Source organism: Pyxidicoccus caerfyrddinensis (genome assembly GCF_010894405.1).
Classification (GTDB): domain Bacteria; phylum Myxococcota; class Myxococcia; order Myxococcales; family Myxococcaceae; genus Myxococcus; species Myxococcus caerfyrddinensis.
Genome location: NZ_JAAIYA010000005.1, coordinates 529,777 through 552,894, shown reverse-complemented (window position 1 = coordinate 552,894; position 23,118 = coordinate 529,777). Strand labels below are relative to the sequence as shown.

The following is a 23,118-nucleotide window of genomic DNA, read 5'->3' as shown; positions in this document are numbered from 1 at the left end:
TTTCCAGATTGGCAGGAGAATTACGCGTCCATGGCCTCGTTGCCGTGGAAGAGCCGGCATGAAATGGTGCCGCCTCCCCCCTTCCCCGCCTCCTCGATGAACGTCGCCGCAACGGGGCCCTCGCGTAACGAAAGTTCCTCAGACACCTGGGCCCGCTGGTTCTGGTGGCTCGTGCTCGCCGTGCTCGTCGTGGCCGCGGTGGCCGTGGGCCAGCACCCGCGGCGCGGCGTGGACTTCCGCGTCTACCTCGTCGCCGCCGAGCGCTTCCTCGAGGGCACCGACCTCTACCGCGTCTCCGACGGCACCATGCCGTTCAAGTACGCGCCCGTCACCGCGCCCCTCTTCATTCCCTTCACGTTCTTCCCCGCGCGCGTCGCCGTCGCCCTGTGGAACCTGGGCTCCATCCTCGCGCTCGCCGCGGTGGCCCGCCTCACCACGCGCGTGCCCGCCGGCCCCTCAGAGGCCGCGCCCTGGGCCTGGGCCCCTGCCCTCGCCACCGTCGCCCTCCTCCCCGCCTTCACCTTCGAGCTGTTCTACGGGCAGGTCGACGCGGTGCTCCTGCTCCTGCTCGTCCTCGCCACCCTCGGCGCCGAGCGCGGCCAGGTGTGGCGCCCCGCCGCCGCCTTCGCGCTCGCCTTCCTCCTCAAGCCGCCCGCGGCGCTCGTCGGCCTCTTCTTCCTCTGGCGCCGCCACTGGCGCGTCATCGGCGCCACCGCCGCCATCGGTGTCCTGCTCGCGCTTCCCACCCTGGCTCGCTACGGCTGGGACGGCACGCTCACGCAGATGCAGCTGTGGAGCGAGACGCTCGCGCGCACCACGCCGCCGTGGGCCCTGAGTGCCAATCCGCAGGGACTGCCCACGCTGCTGCTCTCGCTGGTGCTGCCCTCCGAGTCCATTCCTCCTCCCGGGAGCATGACCCTCGCGCAGGGGCTCGCCATCGCGCTCTTCGTCGTGGCTGTCGTCTGGGCGCGGCCCGGCCCCGCGGACCTGCTCGCCATGTGCTGCCTGGGCGTGACGCTCCTGTCCCCACTCGCGTGGCGCGCGAACTACGTGCTCGCGTGGCCCCTGGTGCGCGCCGCCGCGGAGGGCCGCTACAAGCCCAACCTCGCGCTCGTGGCGCTCATCGCCCTCACCGGAGTCCTCGTCTCCGACTCCGGGTTCGGGTCGGCGCTGTCGCACGACGTGCTCCTGTGGCGCCCGTTCGCCGTCGTCTACTCCGTGCTCCTCATCACCCTGCTGTGGCAGGTGCGCCGCGCGGGAGCACCACGCGCCGTGACGGCAGGAGGAGAGCTGTCACGGCTGCCTCGCGCGTTGCCCGGCATGCGCGTGCCGTGACGGCTCCGTCCTCGGCTTGAAGCCACCGTCACGTCCGCGTCGCGAGTCGCGCGGCCTGCGCTCCGTGTCGCGCCCGTGACGCTGAAGCCCCGTTCGTCACGAGCGTGTCTCGCGCGAGCGAGCAGGCACGCCGCGTGACCCGGCCGTCACCCGCCTGCGGGTGACATGTCACCGGGCTTGGACATGCATGAGACATGGCGCCGCTATACGCGGTCCAGCCATGTTCGAAACGTTCGACAGCGCTACCGACGTCAGCTCCGCGCGCCGGTTCGCGCTCTCCACCACGGCCTCCATCGGCGTCTTCGTGCTGATCGGCGTCGCCGTCGTGTCAGCGGCCAACAAGGTGCGCGAGGTCATCCAGGAGAAGAAGGGCGTGGACGTGGTCTTCCGCCCGCCTCCGCCTCCCGTCGTCGAGGTGCAGCCTCCTCCGCCGCCGCCTCCGCTTCCCAAGCCGAAGCTGGCCCCCAAGCCCGCGCCTCCCGCCGTCGCCAAGGCGCCCCCTCCCGCGCCCACCGTGGCGCCCGCGCCGCTCGTCGCGCCCGACACCGTGCCGCTGACGAAGCCTCCCGAAGCAGAGCGGGAAGTCGTCGCCGCGGCCCCCATCGCCGTGGGCGGCACCGGTGCGCTCGTACCGGGCGGCGTCGTGGGCGGCACCGGCGTCGGCGGCGGCCTCGCGGGCGGCGGTGGCCGCTCGGCGCCCATCAACCTCCCGGAGTCCGCCACGCCTCCGGAGCCGCTCGAGTCCAACCTCATCCCCGAGTACCCCTCCGACGCCCGCTCCAAGGGCCTCGAAGGCATGGTCATCCTCAAGGGCGTCGTCGAGGTCGACGGCCGCGTCACGCAGCTCAAGGTGATGCGCGGTGACGAGCCCTTCGCCAGCGCCGCCCTCTCCGCCGTGAAGACGTGGCGCTTCCGGCCCGCCGTCGTGTCCGGCCAGCCCACCGCCGTCTACCGCATCTTCAAGGTCCCTTTCCGGCTCAAGTCGTAGGCCTCAACTGCCCTGCCCCCAGGAGCACACCGTCATGAACTTCAATCTCAGGGACATCTACAACCACATGGGCGTGTTCGCCCTGGGCATCGCCTGGACGCTCATGCTCTTCGCCGTCGCGTCCCTCGCGGTGTTCTTCGAGCGCCTCTTCGTCTTCTTCCGCTCCCGCTCCATCTCCAAGCGCTTCGCGGCCCGCGCCGGTCAGTTCCTCGCCCAGCACCAGCACGAGGCCCTCGTGAAGGAGGCCGAGGCCACCAAGGGCAGCCACCTGGCCATGCTGCTCGGTGGCGGCATGAAGACGTTCCTCGCGAAGTGCCGCGTCCCCGCCGGCAAGCTGGGCCCCGTCGAGCTCACCCGCCGCGACCTGGTCCGTCTCAACGAGCGCGTCAGCGCCGACGTGCGCCGCGGCATGTCCGTGCTCGCGAGCGTCGGCTCGGTGGCTCCCTTCGTCGGTCTGCTCGGCACGGTGGTGGGCATCATCGAGGCCTTCGCTGGCATCGCCAAGGAGGGCTCCGGCGGCCTGGGCGCGGTGTCCGCCGGCATCGCGGAGGCGCTCGTCGTCACCGCGCTCGGCCTGCTCGTCGCCATCCCCGCGGTGCTGATGTTCAACTTCCTGTCCACCCGCGCGGACGCGCTCCAGCTCTCCCTGGACACCGCGCGTGGCGAGTTCATGGACTACCTGGAGGACCTGGGCGCGCAGAAGCCCACCGTGGCGAATGGCGCCGCGGTGGCCACCGGTCCCGAGCTCGCTGCCCGCAGGGAGTCGCGCGATGTCCACCCGGCGTAGGGCCATCGTCCCGGAGATGAACGTGACGCCGCTGGTGGACGTGGTGCTCGTCCTCCTCATCATCTTCATGGTCGTCACGCCCCAGATTGAAGCCGGCGCCGCCGTGGAGCTGCCCGTCGCGTCGAACCCGGACAAGGAGAACAAGGAGCTCGAGCCCACCACGGTGAGCATGGCCTCCAACGGCGCCATCTTCCTCGACCGCAAGGAGCTGAAGCGCGACGTGCTCCTCACGGAGTTGAAGGCGATTCACGAGAAGGACCCGGACGCTCCCGTCGTCCTCAAGGCCGACCGGGGCGTGCGCTACTCCGAGGTGCGCGGCGTCTTCAAGGCCATGCAGGACCTCGGCTTCCCGGGCATCAACCTGCAGGTCGTCGACAAGCAGAAGCACTAGGAGGGCGCGCCATGGCATTCGACGTCGGAGGCGGAAGAGGCGGGCTGCGCCCGACCATGAACGTGACGCCGCTGGTGGACGTGGTGCTCGTCCTCCTCATCATCTTCATGGTCGTCACCCCGCTGCTCACGAAGCAGATGTGGATGACGGTGCCCGCGAAGAACGACAAGCAGGCGGAGCAGCCTCCGCCCCCGCCCGACGCACTGCCTCCGGTGGTGCTCACGGTGGACCGGGCCGGGGTGCTGCGCATCAACCGCGAGGAGGTGCCTCGCGAGCAGCTGGTGGCACGCCTCCAGCGCATGCTCAACGCGCGTCCGGACAAGATTGTCTTCTTCGATGCTGGCGACGACGTGCCGTACGGCGCCGCCATGGACGTGCTGGACCTGGCGCGCGGCGGGAACATCACCGTCGGCGTGCTGCCGGACAAGCTCGCGGATTGAAGCAGCCCTGCGGCGGACCGTGACGCCGAGTTTTCGGTCCGCCGCCTGAATCGTCACAGGTCATCCATTCAGCTGCCATGCGTGTCGCGTTCTTTACGTGCGCTGACCGCCGGCAAGGAGAGTCGTGTTGTCTCGCAACGCCCTTCCGCGCGCCCTCGTGGCTGCGCTCACCTTCTTCGCCATGTCCGCGCTCGCGCAGGCGGGCGGCTCGGATGCCGTGGCGCCGGCTCCGTCCGTGACGTCGCCCTCCACCGCGCAGCCCTCTGACCCCGCGGAGACGGGGACCTCCCGCGAGCCTGAGGTCGGAACGAACGTTCCTTCCGGCCAGCCCGCCGCGACCGCCCCCGGAATGAACGTTCCTTCCGGCCAGCCCGCCGCGCCTGCCCCTGGAATGAACGTTCCTTCCGGCCAGCCCGCCACGCCCGCCCCCGGAATGAACGTTCCTTCCGGCGCACCTGCCGCCACGCCCTCGCCCGGAATGAACGTTCCTTCCGGCGCGACCGCGCAACAGCCGGCCCCCTCCACCGATAGCGCCACCTCCGAGCAGCCCACGGTTCCGACCGACGGCGCCACCGAGACCGCTCCGCCCGAAGCGACGGCCGACGACGACGCGATGCTCGCCGAGTCCGCCGAGCCTCCCGCCGGCTTCACCGGCATCCACGGCCGCGTGACGGACGGGGCCAACGGCGAGGGCCTCATCGAGGCCACCGTGAAGGTGGTGACGGGCGCGCAGAAGCAGGCCCTCACCGACCTCGACGGCAACTACCGACTCGCGCTGCCGCCCGGGAAGTACGACCTGCGCGTCTTCTACGACGTGTACCAGGGCCGCCGCATCACCGGCGTCATCGTCACCCAGGGCAAGGCCACGAAGCTGGACGTCGCGCTCAGCGCGGACACCGGCGCCGTGCAGGAAGTCGTCGTCGAAGCCCGCGCCGACCGCCGCGCCGAGGGCGCCCTCCTCCAGGAGCGCAAGAAGGCCGCCGCCGTCTCCGACGCCATCAGCGCGCAGGAGATTGCCCGCACCCCGGACTCCAGCGCCTCCGACGCCGTGAAGCGCGTGGTCAGCGCCACCGTGGTCGACGGCCGCTACGTCCTCCTGCGCGGCCTCGGTGGCCGCTACAGCACCACGCTGCTCAACGGCGCGCTCCTGCCCAGCCCCGAGCCCGACGAGCCCAGCGTCCCGCTGGACCTCTTCCCCACCTCGCTGCTCGCCAACCTCAACGTGGTGAAGAGCTACACCGCCGACCTGCCCGGCACCTTCGGCGGCGGCACGCTCCTCATCGAGACCAACACCTACCCCAGCCAGTTCGAGCTCAAGCCGCGCATCACCCTCGGCGGCGACACCGTGACGACGGGCCAGGAGCGCAACACGCAGAAGACCAGCGGCCTGGAGTGGCTCGGCTTCGCGGGCAGCCAGCGCCGCCTGCCCGAGGCCATCCCCACCGAGCACGAATTGGGCGCCAACGGCGAGTCCGCCGAGGCGCTGGAGCAGCAGTGGGAGAGCTTCCCCAACGTGTGGCGCGCGCAGCGCAAGACGGCCCTGCCCAACCTGGGCCTCAGCGCGTCCGTCGGTGACACGCTGCGCTTCGGCAACAGCCGCCTGGGCTACCTGGCCACCGCCAACTACGGCCACAAGGAGACCACGCAGGTCAGCAGCTTCGGCCGCGCCAGCTACAACGAGAACGGCCAGTTCCTCCGCAACGACGACGCCCTCGTCACGCAGGGCATCGAGACGGCCAACCTGAGCGGCCTCGCCAGCGTGGGCTACCAGCTGGACCGCGACAACGAGCTGACCGCCTTCAGCCTCTACACGCGCGGCACCGACACCCGCACCGTCACCAGCGCGGGCGTGGACTCGCTCAAGGGCGACCGCTACGAGGGCAGCCGCCTCCAGTTCATCGTCCGCCAGCTCTCCTTCAACCAGCTCCGCGGCTTCCACCGCCTGGGCCTCCTCGGCGACCCCGAGGTGGACTGGCAGGCCAACCTGTCCCGCGTGGACCGCGACGAGCCGGACACGCGCGACTCGCTCTACAGCGACAGCCTCAGCACCCCCACCGGCTCGCTGTCCTTCCCCAACCAGGCCAACAGCGGCGAGCGCTTCTTCGCCGACCTGGGCGAGACGTCCGGCGGCGGCAGCGTCAACCTCACCGTGCCCTTCACCGACGTGCGCTTCAAGGTGGGCGGCCTCGCGCAGCTGTCCGGCCGCGACTTCCGCGCCCGCCGCTTCCGCTACAGCATCGTCCCGAACGCCGAGGTGGACCGCGCGCTCCCGCCCGAGCAGCTCTTCGGGGCCGAGCTGCTCGGCAACGGCATGCGCCTGCGCGAGAGCACCCGTCCGGACAGCGATGCCTATGACGCGTCGCTCGCCATCTACGCTGGCTACGTGACGGCGGACGTCACGCCCACCGAGAAGCTGCGGCTGGTGGGCGGCGTGCGCCTGGAGGCATCCCGCCAGGAGCTGAAGGCGCTGGACCAGTTCACCAACGAAGAGGCCAGCACCAACAACGTCAACTACCTGGACTGGCTGCCCACCTTCAACGCCATCTACGCGCTCACCCCCACGGTGAATCTGCGCGCGGGCTACAGCTACACGCTGGCGCGCCCCACGTTCCGCGAGCTGGCGCCCTTCGCCTTCTACGACTTCATCCGCCGCCGCAACGTGTCCGGCAACCCCGCGCTGAAGCAGACGCGCATCCACAACGTGGACACCCGCGTGGAGTGGTTCGTGGGCGACAACGAGGTGCTCGCCGCCAGCGCCTTCTACAAGCGCTTCGAGAACCCGATTGAACGCGTCATCAACTCCGAGGGCGCGGGCGACCTGAGCTTCGAGAACGCCGCGGGCGCCGACACCTACGGCCTGGAGCTGGAGGGCCGCACCTCGCTGGCCCGCCTCACCGACACGCTGCGCGCCTTCCGACTGGGCGCCAACCTCACCCTCATCCGCTCCGAAATCGACCTGGGCTCGCTCCAGGGCCTGCAGACGAGCGCGAAGCGGCCGCTGCAAGGGCAGTCGCCGTACGTGGTCAACGTCAACCTCGGCTACGAGCGCCCGGAGAGCGGCACCGAGGTGGCGCTCCTCTACAACGTCTACGGCCGGCGCATCAGCGAGGTGGGCATCAACACCCTGCCGGACGTCTACGAGCAGCCCTTCCACCGCGTGGACCTGGCGCTCACGCAGCGGCTCACCGCCGCCACGCAGCTGAAGCTCACCGCCGCCAACCTCTTCGACTCGAAGGTCACCCTCAAGCAGGGCGACGTCACGCTCTTCCAATACCGACCGGGCATCGCGTTCTCCGCGTCGCTCGGCCTCTCCCTGTAGTGCCTCTCCCGAAAGGAAGTCCTCCCATGAAGCGGCTCCTTGCCTCCCTCCTGACCCTCTCCAGCCTGACGCTCGCCGCCGGCTGCGGTGACGACGACGAGAAGACGCCCGTCGAGCAGCCTCCCGAAGAGCAGCCCGAGGTGGCCGACGTCTCCAACAACATCACCCAGGACACCACCTGGAAGGCGGGCGGCACCTACACCCTGAAGAAGTACATCTTCGTGGAGAGCGGCACGCTCACCATCGAGGCGGGCGCCACCGTCAAGGGCGACGAGGGCAGCGCGCTCATCATCACCCGCAACGCGAAGCTCAACGCGGTGGGCACCGCGGAGAAGCCCATCGTCTTCACCTCCTCGAAGGCCGTGGGCCAGCGCGAGGGCGGCGACTGGGGCGGCGTGGTGCTGCTCGGCAAGGCGAAGCTCAACGTCTCCGGCGGCGAGACGACCATCGAGGGCTTCTTCTCCACCAGCGGCAACGACCTGGTGAAGTACGGCGGCCAGGACGACGCGCACAACTGCGGCACCCTGAAGTACGCCCGCATCGAGTTCGCCGGCTTCGAGCTGGCGCCCAACAACGAGCTGAACGGCCTGTCCATGGGCGGCTGCGGCAGCGCGACGACCATCGACTACGTGCAGGTCCACCTGGGCCTGGACGACGGCATCGAGATGTTCGGCGGCACCGCGCCCCTGAAGCACATCGTGATTACGCAGGCGGACGACGACGGCCTGGACTACGACCTGGGCTACAGCGGCAAGGTGCAGTTCCTGGTGGTGCAGCAGAGCCCCTCCCGCGGTGACCGCGGCATCGAGGCCTCCAGCAACAAGTCCGCCCCGGCGCAGGAGCCCATCTCCATGCCGGAAATCTGGAACGCGACGTTCATCGGCGGTGGCGCCTCCACGGCCGCCAACCCCACGCAGGAGGCCCTGGTGTTCAACACCGGCGCCGGCGTCCGCATGCGCAACTCCATCATCGCGCACTGGAAGAACCAGGCGGTGGACATCGACGGCACCGCGTCCGCGGGGCTCTTCAACGAGGCGGGCGACGCGCGCCTGTCCTTCAAGAACACCTTCTTCTGGGACATCGCGGGCAGCAACACCGCCCTCCCCTTCGCGCCGAACCCGGTGGTGAGCAACGGCACCACCACGGACCCGGACGCGACGAAGCTCGACGAGTCCAAGGTCATCCTGTCCACGGCCAACAACGTGAAGATGCAGGACCCGCAGCTCGAGGCCGTGCTGAGCCTCACCGCGCCGAGCTTCGCGCCCAAGGCCGGCTCCGCCTCGCTCAACGCGGACGCCTCCCTCACGCCGCCGTCCGGGTTCGACACCAGCGCCCGCTTCATCGGCGCCATCGGCTCCACGGACTGGACGAAGGGCTGGACGTCCTACCCGGTGAACTGAGCCACGTTTCACATTGCTGAGCCGGCGCCCCCGAGCACGTGGGGGCCCGGTCCCATGGCCCGGTTGCGTGTCACTCGCGGAGGGGGCTCCGGGGGTGCACGCGGCCGGGCCGTGGTTTTTCGAGAGGGCCTGCCTTCGCCCGCCGCCTCGCCGTGCCACGGGCCGCACCAGCGCCCGGGCCGCACTCCGCGAGGCCCACCGGGGTTGTCCCCGGCCGCGCCTCCCCCAACGTTTCACGGTGACGCCGGGCCGCATGCTCCGGCCGCGTCCCGTTGCGCGAGGAGGCTGCGCCCATGGCCGAAAAACCACAGGAGCCCTCGACTCCCCGTCCCCAAAGCACGACAGAGGCCGAGCCATCCCCCGGGCCCTCCAGCGACTGGGAGTGGCACGGCGTCGAAGCGGCGGGGTGGAAGGTGGCGGGCGACCTCCGCGTGAGGCAGGTGGCCAGCGCTGTGGTGGGCGGGGCGCTCGTGAGCATGGGCCTCAAGCGCCGCTCGCTCGGCGGCATGGCGATGGCGCTCGCGGGCGGCGAGCTCATCTCCCGTGGCACCCGGGGACGCTCGCTCATCGACGGAATCCCGAACCTCCGCAGGCGGCGCCTCACCGGGCGCGCCGGCCGGGAGGAGGGCGTGGTGACGGGAGGGATGGTGATGGAGCGCTCCGTCACCATACAGAAGCCCGGACACGAGCTGTACCGCGCGTGGCGCGACGTCGAAACCCTGTCGAAGGTCGTGGCCCACTTCGCCGAAGTCACCTCCGTGGGCCAGGACATCCGGCACTGGAAGATGCAGGGCCCTCTCGGGAAGACGTTCGAGTGGGACTCGCACCTGGTGGAGGAGCACCCGGGGGAGCTGCTGCGCTGGGAGTCCCTGAAGGGCGCACCGCTGCCTGGCGCGGGCGAGGTGCGCTTCCGCCCCGCGCCGGGCGACTGGGGCACGGTGGTGACGCTCCGACTCCTCTTCAACCCGCCGGGTGGCGCGCTCGGAGAGGCCCTCCTGAAGCTCTTCGGCGAGGCGCCCACCGCGCTCGCGCACAAGGCGCTCATGCGGTTCAAGAGCCTGGTCGAGACGGGCGAAATCGCGACGACGGAGCGCAACCCCGCCGCTCGCGAGGGCGGCTTCTCCTCCTTCTGAGGGACACGTCGATGCGAGCACTCTGCTGGAACGGAATCAATGACTTGCGCGTGGAGACGGTGGGTGACCCGGGCATCGTCAATCCACGCGACGCCATCCTCAAGGTGACGATGTCCACCACGTGCGGCTCGGACCTGCACTTCATCGACGGCTACATCCCGACGATGCGCGAGGGGGACGTCATCGGCCACGAGTTCATGGGCGAAATCGTCGACGTGGGCCGCGACGTGAAGAAGGTGTCGAAGGGGGACCGCGTCGTGGTGCCGTCCTTCATCTGCTGCGGCAGTTGCTGGTACTGCCAGCACGACCTCTACTCCCTCTGCGACAACACCAACCCGAAGGCGGAGCTGCAGGAGCCGGTGTTCGGCTACCCGACGGCGGGCATCTACGGCTACACGCATGCCTTCGGCGGCTACGCGGGCGCGCATGCGCAGTACGTCCGGGTGCCGCACGCGGACACCGACTGCTTCCAGGTGCCGGAGGGCGTGAAGGACGAGCAGGCCCTCTTCCTCTCCGACGCCGCGCCCACCGGCTACATGGGCGCGGACTTCTGCGGCATCCAGCCGGGACAGACGGTGGCCGTCTGGGGCTGCGGAGGCGTGGGGCTGATGGCGATGAAGAGCGCGTTCCTCCTGGGAGCCGAGCGGGTGATTGGCATCGACCGCTTCCCCGAGCGGCTGACGCTGGCGCGCGAGAAGGTGGGCGCGGAGACGCTCAACTACGCGGAGGTGGACAGCGTCCTGGATTTGCTGAAGGAGCTGACCGGCGGGCGCGGGCCGGACGCGTGCATCGACGCGGTGGGGATGGAGGCGCACGGCACGGGCGTGGAGTACGCGTATGACCGGGCGAAGCAGGCGCTGCACCTGCACTCGGACCGGGGCGAGGCGCTGCGGCAGGCCATCCTCGCGTGCCGCAAGGGCGGGACGCTGTCGATACTCGGCGTCTATGGCGTGATGGACAAGTTCCCCATCGGCGCCATCATGAACAAGGGGCTCACCGTGCGCACCGCGCAGCAGCACGGGCAGAAATACCTGCCGCGCCTGCTGGAGCACGTGGCGAAGGGCGAGCTGGACCCGTCGTTCCTCGCCACGCACCGCTTCCCCCTGGAGGACGCGCCGCGAGGGTACGAGCTGTTCAAGAAGAAGCAGGACGGGTGCGTGCGCGCGGTGTTCCTGCCCAACTGATTGCACCCGCTCCAGACACGACGGCCCGGCACCTCCACGAGGCACCGGGCCGTAGGACACTTCACGGTGAGCGGGTAGCTCAGGCCGTGGGCAGCACGCCGTTGCCCGTCTCGTGCGCGTGGGCGGCGAGCGCTTCGGGCGTGGCACCATCCGCGAACAGCGACGCTCCCGTGGCGGGACGCGCCTTCGGCGGACGGCCTCGGCGCTTCGGAGCGTTGTCGTCGTTGCCCGGAGCGGCCGCGACGGGCTCGGCCGCCGTGCCCTCCGCGCGCGGGCTCTTGCGCGTCGAGCGCGGCAGGTTGATGCCCTCCAGCTTCGCGCTCAGCTCCGCGTTGTCCTCGGAGAAGACCCGCGCGTACGCCAGCGCCCGCTGCCCCTTCTGCAGGAGCGCGTCCTGGCTCTCGTGCAGTGACAGGCGCGCGGCGTCCAGCGCGGCCTGCGCCTTCGCCACCAACTCCGCCTTCTCCCGCACCACCGCCGCCGCGTCGTCCAACACCTCGGCGTCCACGTCCGGGAAGCGCACCTCCGTCAATTCCGTGGCGAACAGCTCGAGCAGCGCGCGCAGCGCCGGGGAAATAGGGTCGTTCTCGTTCGAATCGAACATGGGCGGGCCTCCTGGTTCCGTGCGGGAAGGTCCGCCCATCTGCACATAGGTTCAGTGTCAGATCAAGGGGGTACGCTGCCGGGCCGGAAAGTCGGCCCCGCGCGCGTTTTCAAGCGCACGGTGCCCACCGCCCTTTCGTTCAGTGGCAGCGCACGAGCCTCAGTCCACGCGGATCAGCGACGCCTCGCGCAGTCCCTCGCTCGCGTCCACGTCCACCGCGAGGTAGTGGCGGCCCACGCCGTCGAACGTCTCCGGAATCGCGCCGCCGCCCCCGGAGATGAACGCGGGGATGCCCGCGTTGGTGAACGAGTAGTACGAGTGGATGTGGCCATAGAGCGTGAGGTCCACGCCCTCGCGCGCGAGCTTTCCGACGAGCCCCGCCGCTTCACCCCGGCTCGCGAAGCCTCCGCCTCGCAGCCCCACCGGGTCCTGCGGCGGCACGTGCATGGCCACCACGTGCACTCCGTCTCGCGAGGCCGCGAGCCACGTCTCCAGCTGCTCCTCCACCGCCGGGTCCAACGTGCCGTTGCTGGAGTCCACCACCGAGAAGCGCACGCCACGGAAGGTGAAGCTCTGGCTGCCCCGCCCCACCAGCGCGGTGTACTCCTCCGCGTCCTTCGCGAAGGTCTCGTGGTTGCCCAGCGTGGCGTACAGCGGAATCCGCGAGCCGGCCTCCAGGCGCTCCTGGAACTCCAGCAGCTCCTCGCGGCTGCCGCCCTCCGTCAAGTCTCCCGCGAAGAGGATGAAGCGCAGCGAGTCGTCCCTGCGCATCCGCTCGTAGATGTCACCCACCCGCGGCAGTGCTTCCTGCACGTCCGCCAGCGCGGCGAAGCGGAAGGGCTCGCGCGTCTGCCAGTCCGGCGGCGCCACGGTGAGTCGCGCCGTCGCTCCCGGACGCAGGGACACGCGCCACATCTTCACGGTGGGCAGCGCCTGGGACAAAGGCTCCACCGGGAGCGCTTCGCCGCCATCCACCTCGGCGTGCAGCTCCGCGTCCGGCATGGCGTTGCGCACCGTGAGCACCCAGTCCGACGGCGCATCCGCAGCGAGCGTGGCGCGCGCGGTGAATACCGGCGCGTTGCCCCAGAGCATCAGCGCTCCCGGGGCCAGGTTGCGCACGGCGGCCAGCCCATCCTCGACCTCCAGCGACAGGCCGCTGCTCTCCGCGCGGCCCACCCTGGAGTCGCGCACCGCGCGGTTCTCCGCGGGCCGCATGCAGCCGGACAGGAGCAGTGCGCCCGCCGCGCCCAGGTAGAGCGCTCGCCTCACGGTTCACCTTCCGCGGGTGCTGTCTGCCCCGCGCCCTCGTGCGATTCAGCAACCTCGCCGCGCTGGCGTCTCGCGTTCCTCGCGGCCAGGTAGCCCCAGCGACGACCGAGCTGCGCCCATTCGTCGGCGGAGGTGTTGTGCTGTCCACTCGCGTGCCTCGTGCCCACGTAGCGGGGAGAGGGACCGATACCGACCCAGACGTTCGCGCCATTCACGACTCACCTCCCACGGCATAGATGAGGGACAGCCGTCCCACGATGGCTCCGCCCGCCTGCACCTCCGCGGCGACGCCCCAGTCATTCATCAGCAGCGCGCGGCCTCGCAGGCCGAAGCTGCCCACCACTCCGCCTCCGCGCGTGCGCATGCCTCCCGCGAAGCCGTCCTTGCGGTGGTCGTAGTAGAGGAGCGCGTCGCCCCGCACCGGACCGCCACGCCCCAGCCACACGCCGTAGCCGAAGGTGAAGAGGAGCTGCTCGTCCAGGTTCCCCTCGTTCACCGCGCCCGGGTAGCTGTACCCCTGGAGCGACGTGCCGATGCTCGCCTCCGCGAAGGAGCCCGCCAGCGCGGGGCTCACGCGCGCCATGGCGTAGCGGCCTCGCAGGCCCACCTCCGCGCCGGCCACGGTGAAGCCCTCCGTCGGGTAGCGATGGAAGAGGCCGTACAGCTCCGCGTCCAGCGCGGTGCCGTCCGAGCCACGGCGTGCGCCCTCGGGCTCGCCCAGCAGCCGGTACGCACCGCCCATACGCACCTGCGTGTTGCCCTCGCCCGGAGACAGCCGCGCGGCGGCCTCCAGCTTCACCGTGTCCAGGCGCGCCAGTGCACCCAGCGAGACGAAGTGGCCGTAGTCGAAGGACGGGTCGCTCACGTACTGGTAGCCCATCTCCAGTTCCAGCGGCGGCAGCGAGGACGCGGGCACGCCCGGGTCGAAGGCCGGCGATGTCACCGCGTAGAGGTTGGCGAGCGCGGAGACACCGAACAGGCTGAAGCCCGCGAGCGTCACCGCGTACAGCGGAGCAATGGTGCGCCGCGACGCCCCCGTGAAGGCGATGGGCACGCCGCCCAGCGCGATGAGCCCCAGGCCCGTGCCCTCCAGCGCGAAGAGCCGCTTCGCCGTCTGCCCATCCCCCGCGAGCCACGGACCAAGCCCGTGGAAGACGAGCCCCGGCAGCACCGACGCCGCAACAGGAATCACCTTGAAGGGACGATCATTCATCGGCGAGAGCGGAGCGAGGCCTGGCGAGACGGGTGCCGGCTTCATCTGCGGAGCGAGCGGGCCGGATTGCGAAATCCCGGGCACCACCTCGGCGCTGTCGCTCACGGCGAGCACTGTCGAAGCAGTCGTAGCGGCACCGTCACCCGCGAGCACCGTCGAAGCACCGGCAGCGGCACCGCCTCCCGCGCGCACCGTCTCGGCACCAGCCGTGGAGACATCCCCCGCGAGCACCGTCGAAGCACCGGCAGCGGCACCATCTCCCGCGAGCGCCGCATGAGCGCGCACCTCGGACTCGGGGACACCGCGCGCGGCTCCATCCTCCCCCGCTTCCCGCGACACCGACGCGGCGCCCTCGCGCACCGTCGCCATCCCACCCACCGGCGCCGAGCGGGCCGCGAGCCCCTGCTCGACACCGCCGCGGATGGGCGGAACGGACGCGGGCAGCCGCACCGGCACATCCCTCGGCACGTCCTGTCCGCCCCATTCCGGCCCCGCCGACAGCAGGTCGAACGCGGACTGCGCCCGGGCCACCGACGGCAGCGCCGCCAGAAACCCCATCAAGGCCAGAGAGGCCCACCGCGAGCGCAGGGGGAGCTCGGACACCATCGGCTTCGCCTCTTTCTCCCGCGAGGAGCCGGCCGCTCCCCACCCGCCGGCGCAGCCGGTCGTGCCGGCCTAGATAACCGCCAACCGACCGCGCGCCCCACAGAGCGCATTTAAGAAGTGTGAAGCCAGCTGACAGCCCTGCTCACGCCGCTGTCTCCACCACGTCAAAGCCGCCCCGAATCCCCCCAGATTCCAACAGCTTGCCTGGCCCGGGAGATACTTCACCCGTCTCAACCAATCATTCTGAGACCCGACAGAACTCACTCCGAGAGTCCTGGGTCTCCCGCACCCGCCCGCGCCGGGGTCCCCGGATACCCGGTTTCCCCCGCCCGCCCCGAAATCCGGACGGCCTCCCTCTGATCCAAGCACTCCCAGCGAAAACTTCGCGTGCCGCGCGAGCGGGAACCGGGACTTTCTCCGGAACGGGAGTATGCTCAACCTCCCTCTTCATTCCCTGGCCCAGCACCCGTGGCGGAACCCAGCCCTCAGCAATTCGGCAAATACGTCCTGCTATCGAAGATTGCCGCGGGCGGCATGGCCGTCACCTATCGCGCTCGGATGACGGGGGCGGCGGGTGTCACCAAGCCGTGCGTCATCAAGCAGATCCTCCCGCACTTCGTCGATGACACCGACTTCGTCGAGATGTTCATCGGCGAGGCGCGGCTGGTCGCGAGCATGAGCCACAGCAACATCGCCCAGGTCTTCGACTTCGGCGAGGTGGACGGCCAGTACTTCATCGCCATGGAGCTGGTGCAGGGGCAGCCCCTGTCCAAGGTGCTCCGCCGCGCGCAGAAGGCCGGCATGGGCTTCTTCCCGGAGCCGCTCGCGCTGCACATCGCCAGCAAGCTGTGTGACGGCCTGGACTACGCGCACCGCCACGTGGGCGAGGACGGCGTGGAGATGGGGCTCGTCCACCGCGACGTGTCCCCCGACAACGTCCTCATCTCCTACGAGGGCGAGGTCAAGGTCATCGACTTCGGCATCGCCAAGGCCACCAGCGCCGTCGAGGCGAAGACGTCCCCCGGCACCCTCAAGGGCAAGTACCCGTACTTCTCCCCCGAGCAGGCCCAGGGCCGGCAGGACCTCGACGCCCGCACGGACGTGTACGCCGCCGGCGTCGTCCTCTACGAGATGGTCTGCGGCAAGCGCCCCTACGAGGGCGAGTTCGTTGCTGTATTGCCCCGCATCATCAGCGGCGACTGCCTGCCGCCGTCGTCCCTCAACCCGTCGGTGACCGCGGAGCTGGAGAACATCATCTCCGGCGCGATGGCCATCGACCGCGACACCCGCTACCAGACGGCGAAGGAGATGAGCGAGTCGCTGGTGGAGCTGCTCTACCGCGACAACCCGCGCTTCACGCCGACGATGCTGTCGCAGCTCATGGCCTTCCTCTTCGCCGAGGAGCTGGCCGCTGAAGGCCGCAAGGCACCGGAGATTTCTCCCGCCTTCAAGGAGCAGCTGGCCTCGTGGCAGACGGGCAACGCGGAGGCCTCGCAGGGCCGCGCCCGTCCCATCTCCAGCTCACCGCGCTCCACGCCCGGCAGCCCCGGCGTGCGCAAGCCCCCGAGCGACGGCGGCCGCCCCACCAGCGAGCGCCGCCCCACCACCAGCAACCCGGGCATGCGCCGCGTCACCAGCTCCGGCGGCATGCGCCGGGTGACGAACCCCAACGTGCCCCGCTCGGAGGCCGGCACGCGCCGGCCCGGCACCGACCGCTCCGCCCCGCCCGTGCCGGAGCTGCCCGACGAGCCGAGCACCGACGCCGGTGGCGTGCCCGCCATCCTCCCCACGCTCGCCGCGCCGCGCGACACCCCGGTGGAGGTGCCCGCCGTCGACGGCGCGCCGGAGCTGCCGACAGGTGCCACGCGCACCGCGACCGCGCGCGGGCCCAACGGCTTCCGCACCGCCGCCGACGAGGCCCGCGAGAAGCTGGCCTTCGAGGAGGCCGAGCGCGCCTCGAAGCGGCAGCAGCAGGTGCGCACGCTGAGCATCTACATCTTCGGCATCGCCAGCGTCCTGCTCGCCCTCGGGCTGCTCTACAACTTCGTCTTCAAGGCGGACTACGTCCCCGGCGAGAGCGTGGAGACCACCACGCTGTGGGTGACCTCCAAGCCCTCGGGCGCCCAGGTGAAGCTCAATGGCCGGGAAGTCGCCGGCCGGTCGCCGCTCATGGTGGAGGGCGTCATCGTGGGCGAGGCCAACACCCTGGTGTTGACGCTGCCCGGGCACCTGGCCTGGACGCGGCGCTTCACTCCCTCCTCGAAGATGGTGGAGCCGGTGAACGCGGAGCTGCAGCCGCTCGTGGCGCCCGAGCAGCCGCTCCCCGTCGCGGCGGCCGCCGCCGACGCGGGTGTCGAGGCCCAGGCCACCGTCACGGCGGACGCCGGTGCGGTGATGGTGGCCAACGTGACGGCGGACGCGGGGACCGAGACCGGCGAGGACACGCCGAGCGACGCGAGCCTGCGCGCCATGCACGAGGTGGACTACCCCACGCGCGTGGTGGTGCTGCGGCCCATGTACAACGCCGTGCCCATCCCCGAGTACTCCACCGCCTCCATCGACCTGAATCCGGCCGCCGCGTACTCGGTGTGGACGGAGGGCAGCGCCTCGCTCGCCGAGGGCCGCGGCACCGCGTCCAACGCGCTGGCCTACTTCGCCGAGGGCGACCTGCCCGCGGACGCCAGCTTCGGTCTGCTCGGCGCGTCCATGCGCACCATCAAGGGTGTGAAGCGGCTCTACGTCTTCGCGCTGGATGACAACGGGCCGGAGGACAACAGCGGCACCATCCGCGTCAACCTCCGCCAGTCCGCGTACGTACCGCCGCGCTCCCTCACCTTCGACGCGAAGGAGAACGCGGTGCAGCTCAAGCCGGAGCACCAGGTGGTGCTGCGTGGCCTCAACCCGCGCTCCACCTACCTGTTCACCGTGCGCGACGACTTCGCGGAGCTGCGCGCCAGCAACGGCCGCGTGCGACAGGTGCTGTGCGTGGAGCGCGGCCCCGAGGCCGGCTCGGTGCGCTCCACCCACCGCCTGCTGGAGACGGGCAAGCGCTACCAGGTCACCGGTGCCGAGGACCTGCGCTGCACCTTCCCCGACTCGAAGGTGGCGGACAACGCGGGCGCCATCGAAGTGGACGTCGTCGACGTGACGGTGATGTCCCGCAAGGAGCGCGCGGAGGCCCTCAGGGGCTCGCGCCGCTCCGAGCGGTAGCCGCAACTCCCGAGAGCTGGCGACCGGGCGAGCGCCTCGTCCGCTCCCCGGTGGGCGGGCCTGCGCCTGCACGCTGCTCCCGGCGTCCGGCCGCGCACGCTCCCGTAGTGGAGGCGATGCCTAACCTAATCGGGTGGCCGTGGCGGGCGTCATTGGCATCACCGCGCTGCTGCACATGCGCGCGGGGCGTTCTTCTTCGAAGCGGGCAGCCGTTGCCCGGTTCCTGCCGTAAGGGCCAGCGTGGGCTGCGGAGCACGGCGGCCCGGTTCGACAAGGACGGGAAAGGCGCGTGGGCGCGGGGCCGAGGCGGGCACCGGGCCCACGGGTCTTTTAGCCGCCCGCTGTCCAGCCTTCGCGCGTGCGCATCAGCACCGCCAGCTCCCGGTCGCCAGGCAGGGGGCTGCGCTCCAGCCCGGCGATGACGCCGCGCCGGTCCTCCTCGCCCTTGTTCTGGCTGAGCTTGAACTTGCCCTCCAGCCGGGACACGCGGACCTCGAAGGCGACGATGCCCGCCATCAGCCGGCGCACGTAGTCGTCCACGGCTTCGGGACGCCAGGGCTCGGGGTTGCCGGCCTCGTAGAGGGCCGCGGTGTCGCGCAGCACGCGCAGCACCGTGTCGGGCGACTCGAGGACGTGGGGACGGCCGTAGGCGTGCACGGTGACGTAGTTCCACGTGGGGACCTGCGGCGCCGTCGCGTACCACGTGGGGGACACGTACCCGTGCGGCCCCTGGAAGAGGACGAGCACGTCCCGCTCCGCGGCGAAGGCCCGCCACTGCGGGTTGGGCCGGGCCATGTGCGCGAGCAGTCGGGTGGCGCCCGACGCGTCACGCTCGACGAGGAAGGGCAGGTGCGTGGCGAAGGGCGCGCCGTCCTCGCCCACCGTCACCAGCGTGGCGAAGGCGTGCTGCTTCATGAGCGCGAGGATGCGCTCCGGGTCTTCCTCGTGGAAGTGGCGGGGGACGTACATGGCCCATGGTTGCCGCTGGAGCCACGGCACAGTCAACCCACGCAGGACAGAGGTACAGCGGGGGCGGGTTGGACGACGTCAGGCGAAGTGAATCGCGGACAGCCGCACGCCCATGAAAGTGCCGTTGTAGGCGACGGTGCCCCGGTCCGCTCCGGCCGCACCCGCGATGACCATCAGGGGCAGCAGGTGCTCCTCGCGGGGATGCGACTGGCGCCCCGAGGGCGCCGTGTTCCAGGCAGCCAGCCGGGCGTCCCGCGCCTTCGCGTCGAGCGTGGCCGTCTCGCGCAGCCAGACGTCGAACGCCTCCGACGTGCGCAGCGCCCCCGGGCCGAAGAAGCCCCGGAGGTCGTGGTACGACATGCCGCTGCCGATGATGAACACGCCCTCGTCGCGCAGCGGCGCGAGCGCGCGGCCCATCGCCAGGTGCACCTCGGGGTCCAGTCCCTGCACCAGCGATAGCTGCACCGTGGGGACATCCGCGTCCGGGTACGTCAGCTTGAGCGGGATGAAGGTGCCGTGGTCATAGCCACGCTGTGCGTCGGTGGCCGTCTGGAAGCCCGCGGCGCCGAGTAGTTCCTGGACGCGCGCCGCGAGCTGGGGGTGGCCCGGCGCCGGCCAGGTAATCTGGTACGAGGCGGGCGGAAAGCCGTAGTAGTCGTAGAGGATGGGCGGACGGGGGCTCGTCATGACCGTCGGCACCGGCTCCTCCCAGTGCGCGGAGACGACCAGCAGCGCCTTCGGCGGCGTCTTCGGCAGGGTGCGCACCGACTGGAGGTACTCCGTCAGCGCCGCGATGCCCGGCTTGTCGTCGATGCCCATGTCGACGAAAGGCCAGGGGCCTCCGCCGTGCGGCATGAAGACGACGGGCATGCGCTCTCCGCCCGCTACCGCTTTGTCGCTGCCCATGTGCGTCTCCTCGGGTGCGAAGGGGAAGGGGCCTGGGGCCCGCCTCACCGTGGCCTGAGGAGTATCTGTACGCGGACCGCCCGGCACGCCACGGAACCTGAGCGCACCGGAGTGTTCCGCGAACGGAAAGCCGGGGCAGGCGGATGGAACATCGCCCGCTCGGCCCGAGGGATGGCTACCGGAACGCGTTGACCACGAAGACCGACGCGCCGGAGTAGTCCAGGATGGCCGTGCCGGGCTTCGAGTCAGGACGTTTGCGCAGCTGCCCATTCCCCAGGCGCGCCACCGCGCAGATGGGGACGGCGTCTCCATCCGGCGGATGTGCTTCGTAGAATCGGACGACGACCTGCGGCCCGCCCGTCCAGACCCGCCCATACAGGCGCGTTCCCGGTTCGAGCGTCCCGAGCTGGCTGTCCAGGTAGCTCTCCACCGGGCCGTCGTAGAGCGTGATGGGCCTTGCGTCGATCTGGTTGGCATCCAACTCGACGTCTGCGGAGTCACTCACCCGCAAACGAAGGATGCGCATCGTCTTGAGCGCCTCCTCCGAGCACTCCTGCGGTCCGGGGGTCCCATCAGGCCGAAGCGAAACACCGGAAGCAGAGCAGCCTGCGATGGCAAGGACCAGGGCCACCCAGGCCGGTCGTCGTGCTCGGGTTGGAGGCATGGCCGCCGCTCTTACTCACGTGCAAGGTGGTGATCCAGCAGAACGTATCCCTGCTGGAGTCCGTCATCGCGGAAGAACTCCAACGCGAGATTGGTGAAGCCATCATCCGACCACTGACGCTCCGTGTCCTGGTTCGTGATGTGGAACACGACGGCGGCTTTGGCCTTGCCCGAATAGACGCGGACGGCCATCTCCACTCCGCCATCCCTGAACAACCACTTCTTACGCTCGACGAACGGGGTCTGCCTGATGCCATCGCTGACCAGCAGCGAGGCCAGGGCATGGTCGGGTGAGGTCTTCTCCTTGCGGTACCGGTCGTTCTCCTCCCTGAGCACCCGCTCGCGCACGAGCGCATCCGCCAGGGCCGCATGCACTGCCTTCGAGGCCCTGCGGTCAGGGAACACATTCACCTGATGGTCCCCCTGGCCGTCCCGTGCAGTAACGATGAACGGTACTTCCGCCCCATCCGTGAACTTCACCAGGAGCGGTAGCCGGTCTTCAGGCTCAAGGTTCTGGAGCGGCACGAGGAGCACGGACCTGCCACCGACGACCGGGGGCTCGAACCGCCCTTCCCATCCCAGGAGCTTCGGCCCCTGTGCGTCACAGGTTTTCTCGAAGCGGAGGACGGTCGCCACCTGGCCGGTGACGTACACCTGGAGCGCAGTGTCGTTCGGATGGTCCGAGAGATAGATGTTCCGGACGGCTGCTTCCCGCTCCCTGGCCGCCGCCACGGACGTCCCCAGGCAGAGAAGCAGTACGTACACGCCGGACAGGGTCTTCCTCATGGTGGGGAGAAACCTACCAGGGAGGGTTCAGGAGGGCCAACCCGAGGACGTCACACCGTGGGAGCACGGTCGTAGCTGGCGAGGTGCTCGTCGAGCGACCAGATGTAGACGCGGTGGCCACGGGACAGCTCACATTGCTGCTCGAAGTCCTTCACAATGGACAGGTCCCCGAGCCCGCTACCCTTTCCCCTGGAGTCGCTGCGCAGGGTCCAGTTCGGGAAATCATCCAGCCACTTCGCCAACGACTCCCGTGTGAGGAAGCGCGTGGGGATGAAGGGCGATCCGCCATCCAGGGCGAGCTTGACCTGCTCGGCGAATTGCTTCGCGGCGCGTCGCCGCTCGTTCCCATCCCCGTTCTGACCGATGTGGTTGCCTGTTTCCAGGATGGTGGTCATCGGCAGCAGCAGGGTTTCCTTCGCCTTGAGCTTCTCCCGTAGCTGCACGAGCACCGCGTCGCGCTGCTGGCAGCGGTTCGGCACGGAGAGCAGGTTGCAGAAGATGCTCGTGTCGACGATGCAGATGCTCACGGCTCGCTCGAAGGAGATTGGAGCATCTCCAGGACCTTCCGGGCCTGGGCCGCCTTTTCTTCGGGTGTCTTCGGATGCTTGAGGTAGCGCTCCAGAATGCCCCGGGTAACGAGCTGCCCCACAGGCCCCTGCGCCACCAGTTCCGGGTAGTCCGGCAGGTCCCTCAGCGGCATCAGCCGGCTGTCACCATCCTTGGGGTCGCGATAGCAAGCCACGACGTCGGGAATGGCATCGGTGGGGATGGCGTCGAGCAGGGCCGGGTTGTGCGTCGTGAGAAGCACGCGCAGCTTTCGAGCACGAGCCACACGCTGGATGTTGTCGAGCAACAGCTTCGCCCGCGTGGGGTGAACGCCATTGTCGATCTCCTCGATGACCACGAGCGCGCCCTCGGGTACGGAGAGCAGGGCTGCCGCCACGGAGAGCACACGCAAGGTGCCGTCAGAAAGCAGCGCCGCTTCATAGGTTCGGGACTGCCCACCGAAGCCTTCGGTGAGCTGAACCATGACCTCTTCTCGCGGCGTCTTGAGGAAGGTCACATCGAGGATGTCCTGCTCGGGAAGGGCGCGCACGAAGTCCAGCACCTGCGCCTTGCGCTGCTGCCTCTCACAGAGGTCATACAGGACGGCGGACAGGTTGTAGCCGTCCCCCTGAAGCACACGGTCCACCGTGAAGCTGTACTCGCGCATCCTGCGTGGAGCCGAGTCCAGGAACAGGATGGATTCCAGCGTGGACTGGAGCAGCTTTGCTGCCTTGGGGATGTGCTGTGCGCCATCTTCGCCACCGAAGCGCGCGGGCGTGGTCAACTGCGTGAAGAAGGCTTGCTGGTCAGAGCAGACAGCTACCTTGAAATCACTGCCTTCACGGATGCTGTACGCGACATTGACATCGCCGCTGTAGATATCGAGCCGCGAGCGCAGCTGGCCGTCGTAGAGCCAATCTCCCTTTTCAATGGGAGACGCTTCTGAGCGCCCATCGAATTCGAAGGCTCTCTCATCCAGGACGTGGAGCCCATCTTCCCGAAGTCCGATGGCCACCTCCATGGCAATGCCATGATGGGGCGCGGAGAGAATCTGGCAGCCGAGGATGAATGAATCCTCACTGCCGAACGCCAGCCGCGCGATGGGCCCACGGACGTCCAGTTGACGCTCTTTGAGCGCGTAGAGGATTTCAGAGAGTCGCCGCCCACGAGCGAGCCACGACAGGAACTGCAGCGCCTCGATGAGGTTGCTCTTGCCCGAGGCGTTGGCCCCAATGAGGACGGTGAGCTCCGCCAGAGGCAACTCCGCCCTGAAGTAGCTCTTGAAGTTCTGGACCGTCAGCGCGGTCAACATGAACGGCGGTGCCTCCCGGGAGCCGTCCCACTCAACCGGGGGCGGCCCACATTCTCG

The 23,118-nt window shown here is 69.8% G+C and carries 19 protein-coding genes; 10 read left to right on the top strand and 9 right to left on the bottom strand.

Annotated features, from left to right (window positions below; translation table 11 throughout):
• Positions 1-30 precede the first annotated feature (30 nt).
• The 9 genes from G4D86_RS15085 to G4D86_RS15045 all read left to right on the top strand — a co-directional run bounded on the left by G4D86_RS15085 (position 31) and on the right by G4D86_RS15045 (position 10,977).
• Positions 31-1,335, top strand: coding sequence for a glycosyltransferase family 87 protein (locus G4D86_RS15085; RefSeq protein ID WP_240360255.1), 1,305 nt, complete (start codon positions 31-33; stop codon positions 1,333-1,335).
• Between the two features lie 220 nt (positions 1,336-1,555).
• Positions 1,556-2,323 carry an energy transducer TonB gene (locus G4D86_RS15080; RefSeq protein WP_163994042.1) on the top strand — a complete coding sequence of 256 codons (768 nt, stop codon included), beginning with the start codon at positions 1,556-1,558 and terminating at the stop codon, positions 2,321-2,323.
• Between the two features lie 34 nt (positions 2,324-2,357).
• Positions 2,358-3,110: a MotA/TolQ/ExbB proton channel family protein gene (locus tag G4D86_RS15075; RefSeq protein ID WP_163994040.1), complete on the top strand. Its 753-nt coding sequence runs from the start codon at positions 2,358-2,360 to the stop codon at positions 3,108-3,110.
• Positions 3,094-3,501, top strand: a complete 408-nt coding sequence (locus tag G4D86_RS15070) for an ExbD/TolR family protein (RefSeq protein WP_163994038.1) — start codon at positions 3,094-3,096, stop codon at positions 3,499-3,501. The genes G4D86_RS15075 and G4D86_RS15070 overlap by 17 nt, the downstream gene beginning before the upstream one ends.
• 11 nt (positions 3,502-3,512) lie before the next feature.
• Positions 3,513-3,941, top strand: coding sequence for an ExbD/TolR family protein (locus G4D86_RS15065; protein ID WP_163994035.1), 429 nt, complete (start codon positions 3,513-3,515; stop codon positions 3,939-3,941).
• A 124-nt stretch (positions 3,942-4,065) separates the two neighbouring features.
• On the top strand, positions 4,066-7,260 hold the full coding sequence (locus G4D86_RS15060; protein WP_240360254.1) for a TonB-dependent receptor domain-containing protein: 3,195 nt from the start codon (positions 4,066-4,068) through the stop codon (positions 7,258-7,260).
• Between the two features lie 26 nt (positions 7,261-7,286).
• Entirely contained in the window at positions 7,287-8,660 is a 1,374-nt protein-coding gene (locus G4D86_RS15055; RefSeq protein ID WP_163994033.1) for a hypothetical protein, read from the top strand.
• A 293-nt stretch (positions 8,661-8,953) separates the two neighbouring features.
• Complete coding sequence (locus tag G4D86_RS15050) at positions 8,954-9,793, top strand: SRPBCC family protein (protein ID WP_163994031.1); 840 nt, start codon at positions 8,954-8,956, stop codon at positions 9,791-9,793.
• A gap of 11 nt (positions 9,794-9,804) precedes the next feature.
• On the top strand, positions 9,805-10,977 hold the full coding sequence (locus tag G4D86_RS15045; protein WP_163994029.1) for a zinc-dependent alcohol dehydrogenase: 1,173 nt from the start codon (positions 9,805-9,807) through the stop codon (positions 10,975-10,977).
• Positions 10,978-11,056: 79 nt separating this feature from the next.
• On the opposite strand, the gene G4D86_RS15040 is transcribed toward G4D86_RS15045, so the two are convergent.
• The 3 genes from G4D86_RS15040 to G4D86_RS52880 all read right to left on the bottom strand — a co-directional run bounded on the left by G4D86_RS15040 (position 11,057) and on the right by G4D86_RS52880 (position 14,669).
• A complete protein-coding gene (locus G4D86_RS15040) occupies positions 11,057-11,581 on the bottom strand; it encodes a hypothetical protein (protein WP_163994027.1) in 525 nt (174 codons plus the stop codon).
• A 159-nt stretch (positions 11,582-11,740) separates the two neighbouring features.
• Positions 11,741-12,796 (bottom strand): metallophosphoesterase family protein, encoded by a 1,056-nt coding sequence (locus G4D86_RS15035; RefSeq protein ID WP_163994224.1) that lies wholly within the window; start codon positions 12,794-12,796, stop codon positions 11,741-11,743.
• Between the two features lie 265 nt (positions 12,797-13,061).
• Positions 13,062-14,669, bottom strand: coding sequence for a hypothetical protein (locus G4D86_RS52880; protein WP_240360253.1), 1,608 nt, complete (start codon positions 14,667-14,669; stop codon positions 13,062-13,064).
• 468 nt (positions 14,670-15,137) lie between these two features.
• Between G4D86_RS52880 and G4D86_RS15025 the strand changes: the two genes are divergently transcribed.
• A complete protein-coding gene (locus tag G4D86_RS15025; RefSeq protein ID WP_163994025.1) occupies positions 15,138-17,879 on the top strand; it encodes a serine/threonine-protein kinase in 2,742 nt (913 codons plus the stop codon).
• A gap of 330 nt (positions 17,880-18,209) precedes the next feature.
• Here the strand turns inward: G4D86_RS15025 and G4D86_RS15020 are convergent, their stop codons facing one another.
• The 6 genes from G4D86_RS15020 to G4D86_RS14995 all read right to left on the bottom strand — a co-directional run bounded on the left by G4D86_RS15020 (position 18,210) and on the right by G4D86_RS14995 (position 23,061).
• Positions 18,210-18,848: an FMN-binding negative transcriptional regulator gene (locus G4D86_RS15020; RefSeq protein ID WP_163994022.1), complete on the bottom strand. Its 639-nt coding sequence runs from the start codon at positions 18,846-18,848 to the stop codon at positions 18,210-18,212.
• A gap of 78 nt (positions 18,849-18,926) precedes the next feature.
• On the bottom strand, positions 18,927-19,754 hold the full coding sequence (locus tag G4D86_RS15015) for a DODA-type extradiol aromatic ring-opening family dioxygenase (protein WP_163994020.1): 828 nt from the start codon (positions 19,752-19,754) through the stop codon (positions 18,927-18,929).
• A gap of 175 nt (positions 19,755-19,929) precedes the next feature.
• A complete protein-coding gene (locus G4D86_RS15010; RefSeq protein ID WP_338050605.1) occupies positions 19,930-20,280 on the bottom strand; it encodes a hypothetical protein in 351 nt (116 codons plus the stop codon).
• Between the two features lie 149 nt (positions 20,281-20,429).
• Positions 20,430-21,203, bottom strand: coding sequence for a DUF2381 family protein (locus G4D86_RS15005; protein WP_163994016.1), 774 nt, complete (start codon positions 21,201-21,203; stop codon positions 20,430-20,432).
• 50 nt (positions 21,204-21,253) lie between these two features.
• Complete coding sequence (locus G4D86_RS15000; RefSeq protein ID WP_205519574.1) at positions 21,254-21,730, bottom strand: hypothetical protein; 477 nt, start codon at positions 21,728-21,730, stop codon at positions 21,254-21,256.
• Positions 21,727-23,061: an AAA family ATPase gene (locus tag G4D86_RS14995; protein ID WP_163994014.1), complete on the bottom strand. Its 1,335-nt coding sequence runs from the start codon at positions 23,059-23,061 to the stop codon at positions 21,727-21,729. Before G4D86_RS14995 ends, G4D86_RS15000 begins: the two co-directional genes overlap by 4 nt.
• Positions 23,062-23,118: the final 57 nt, after the last annotated feature.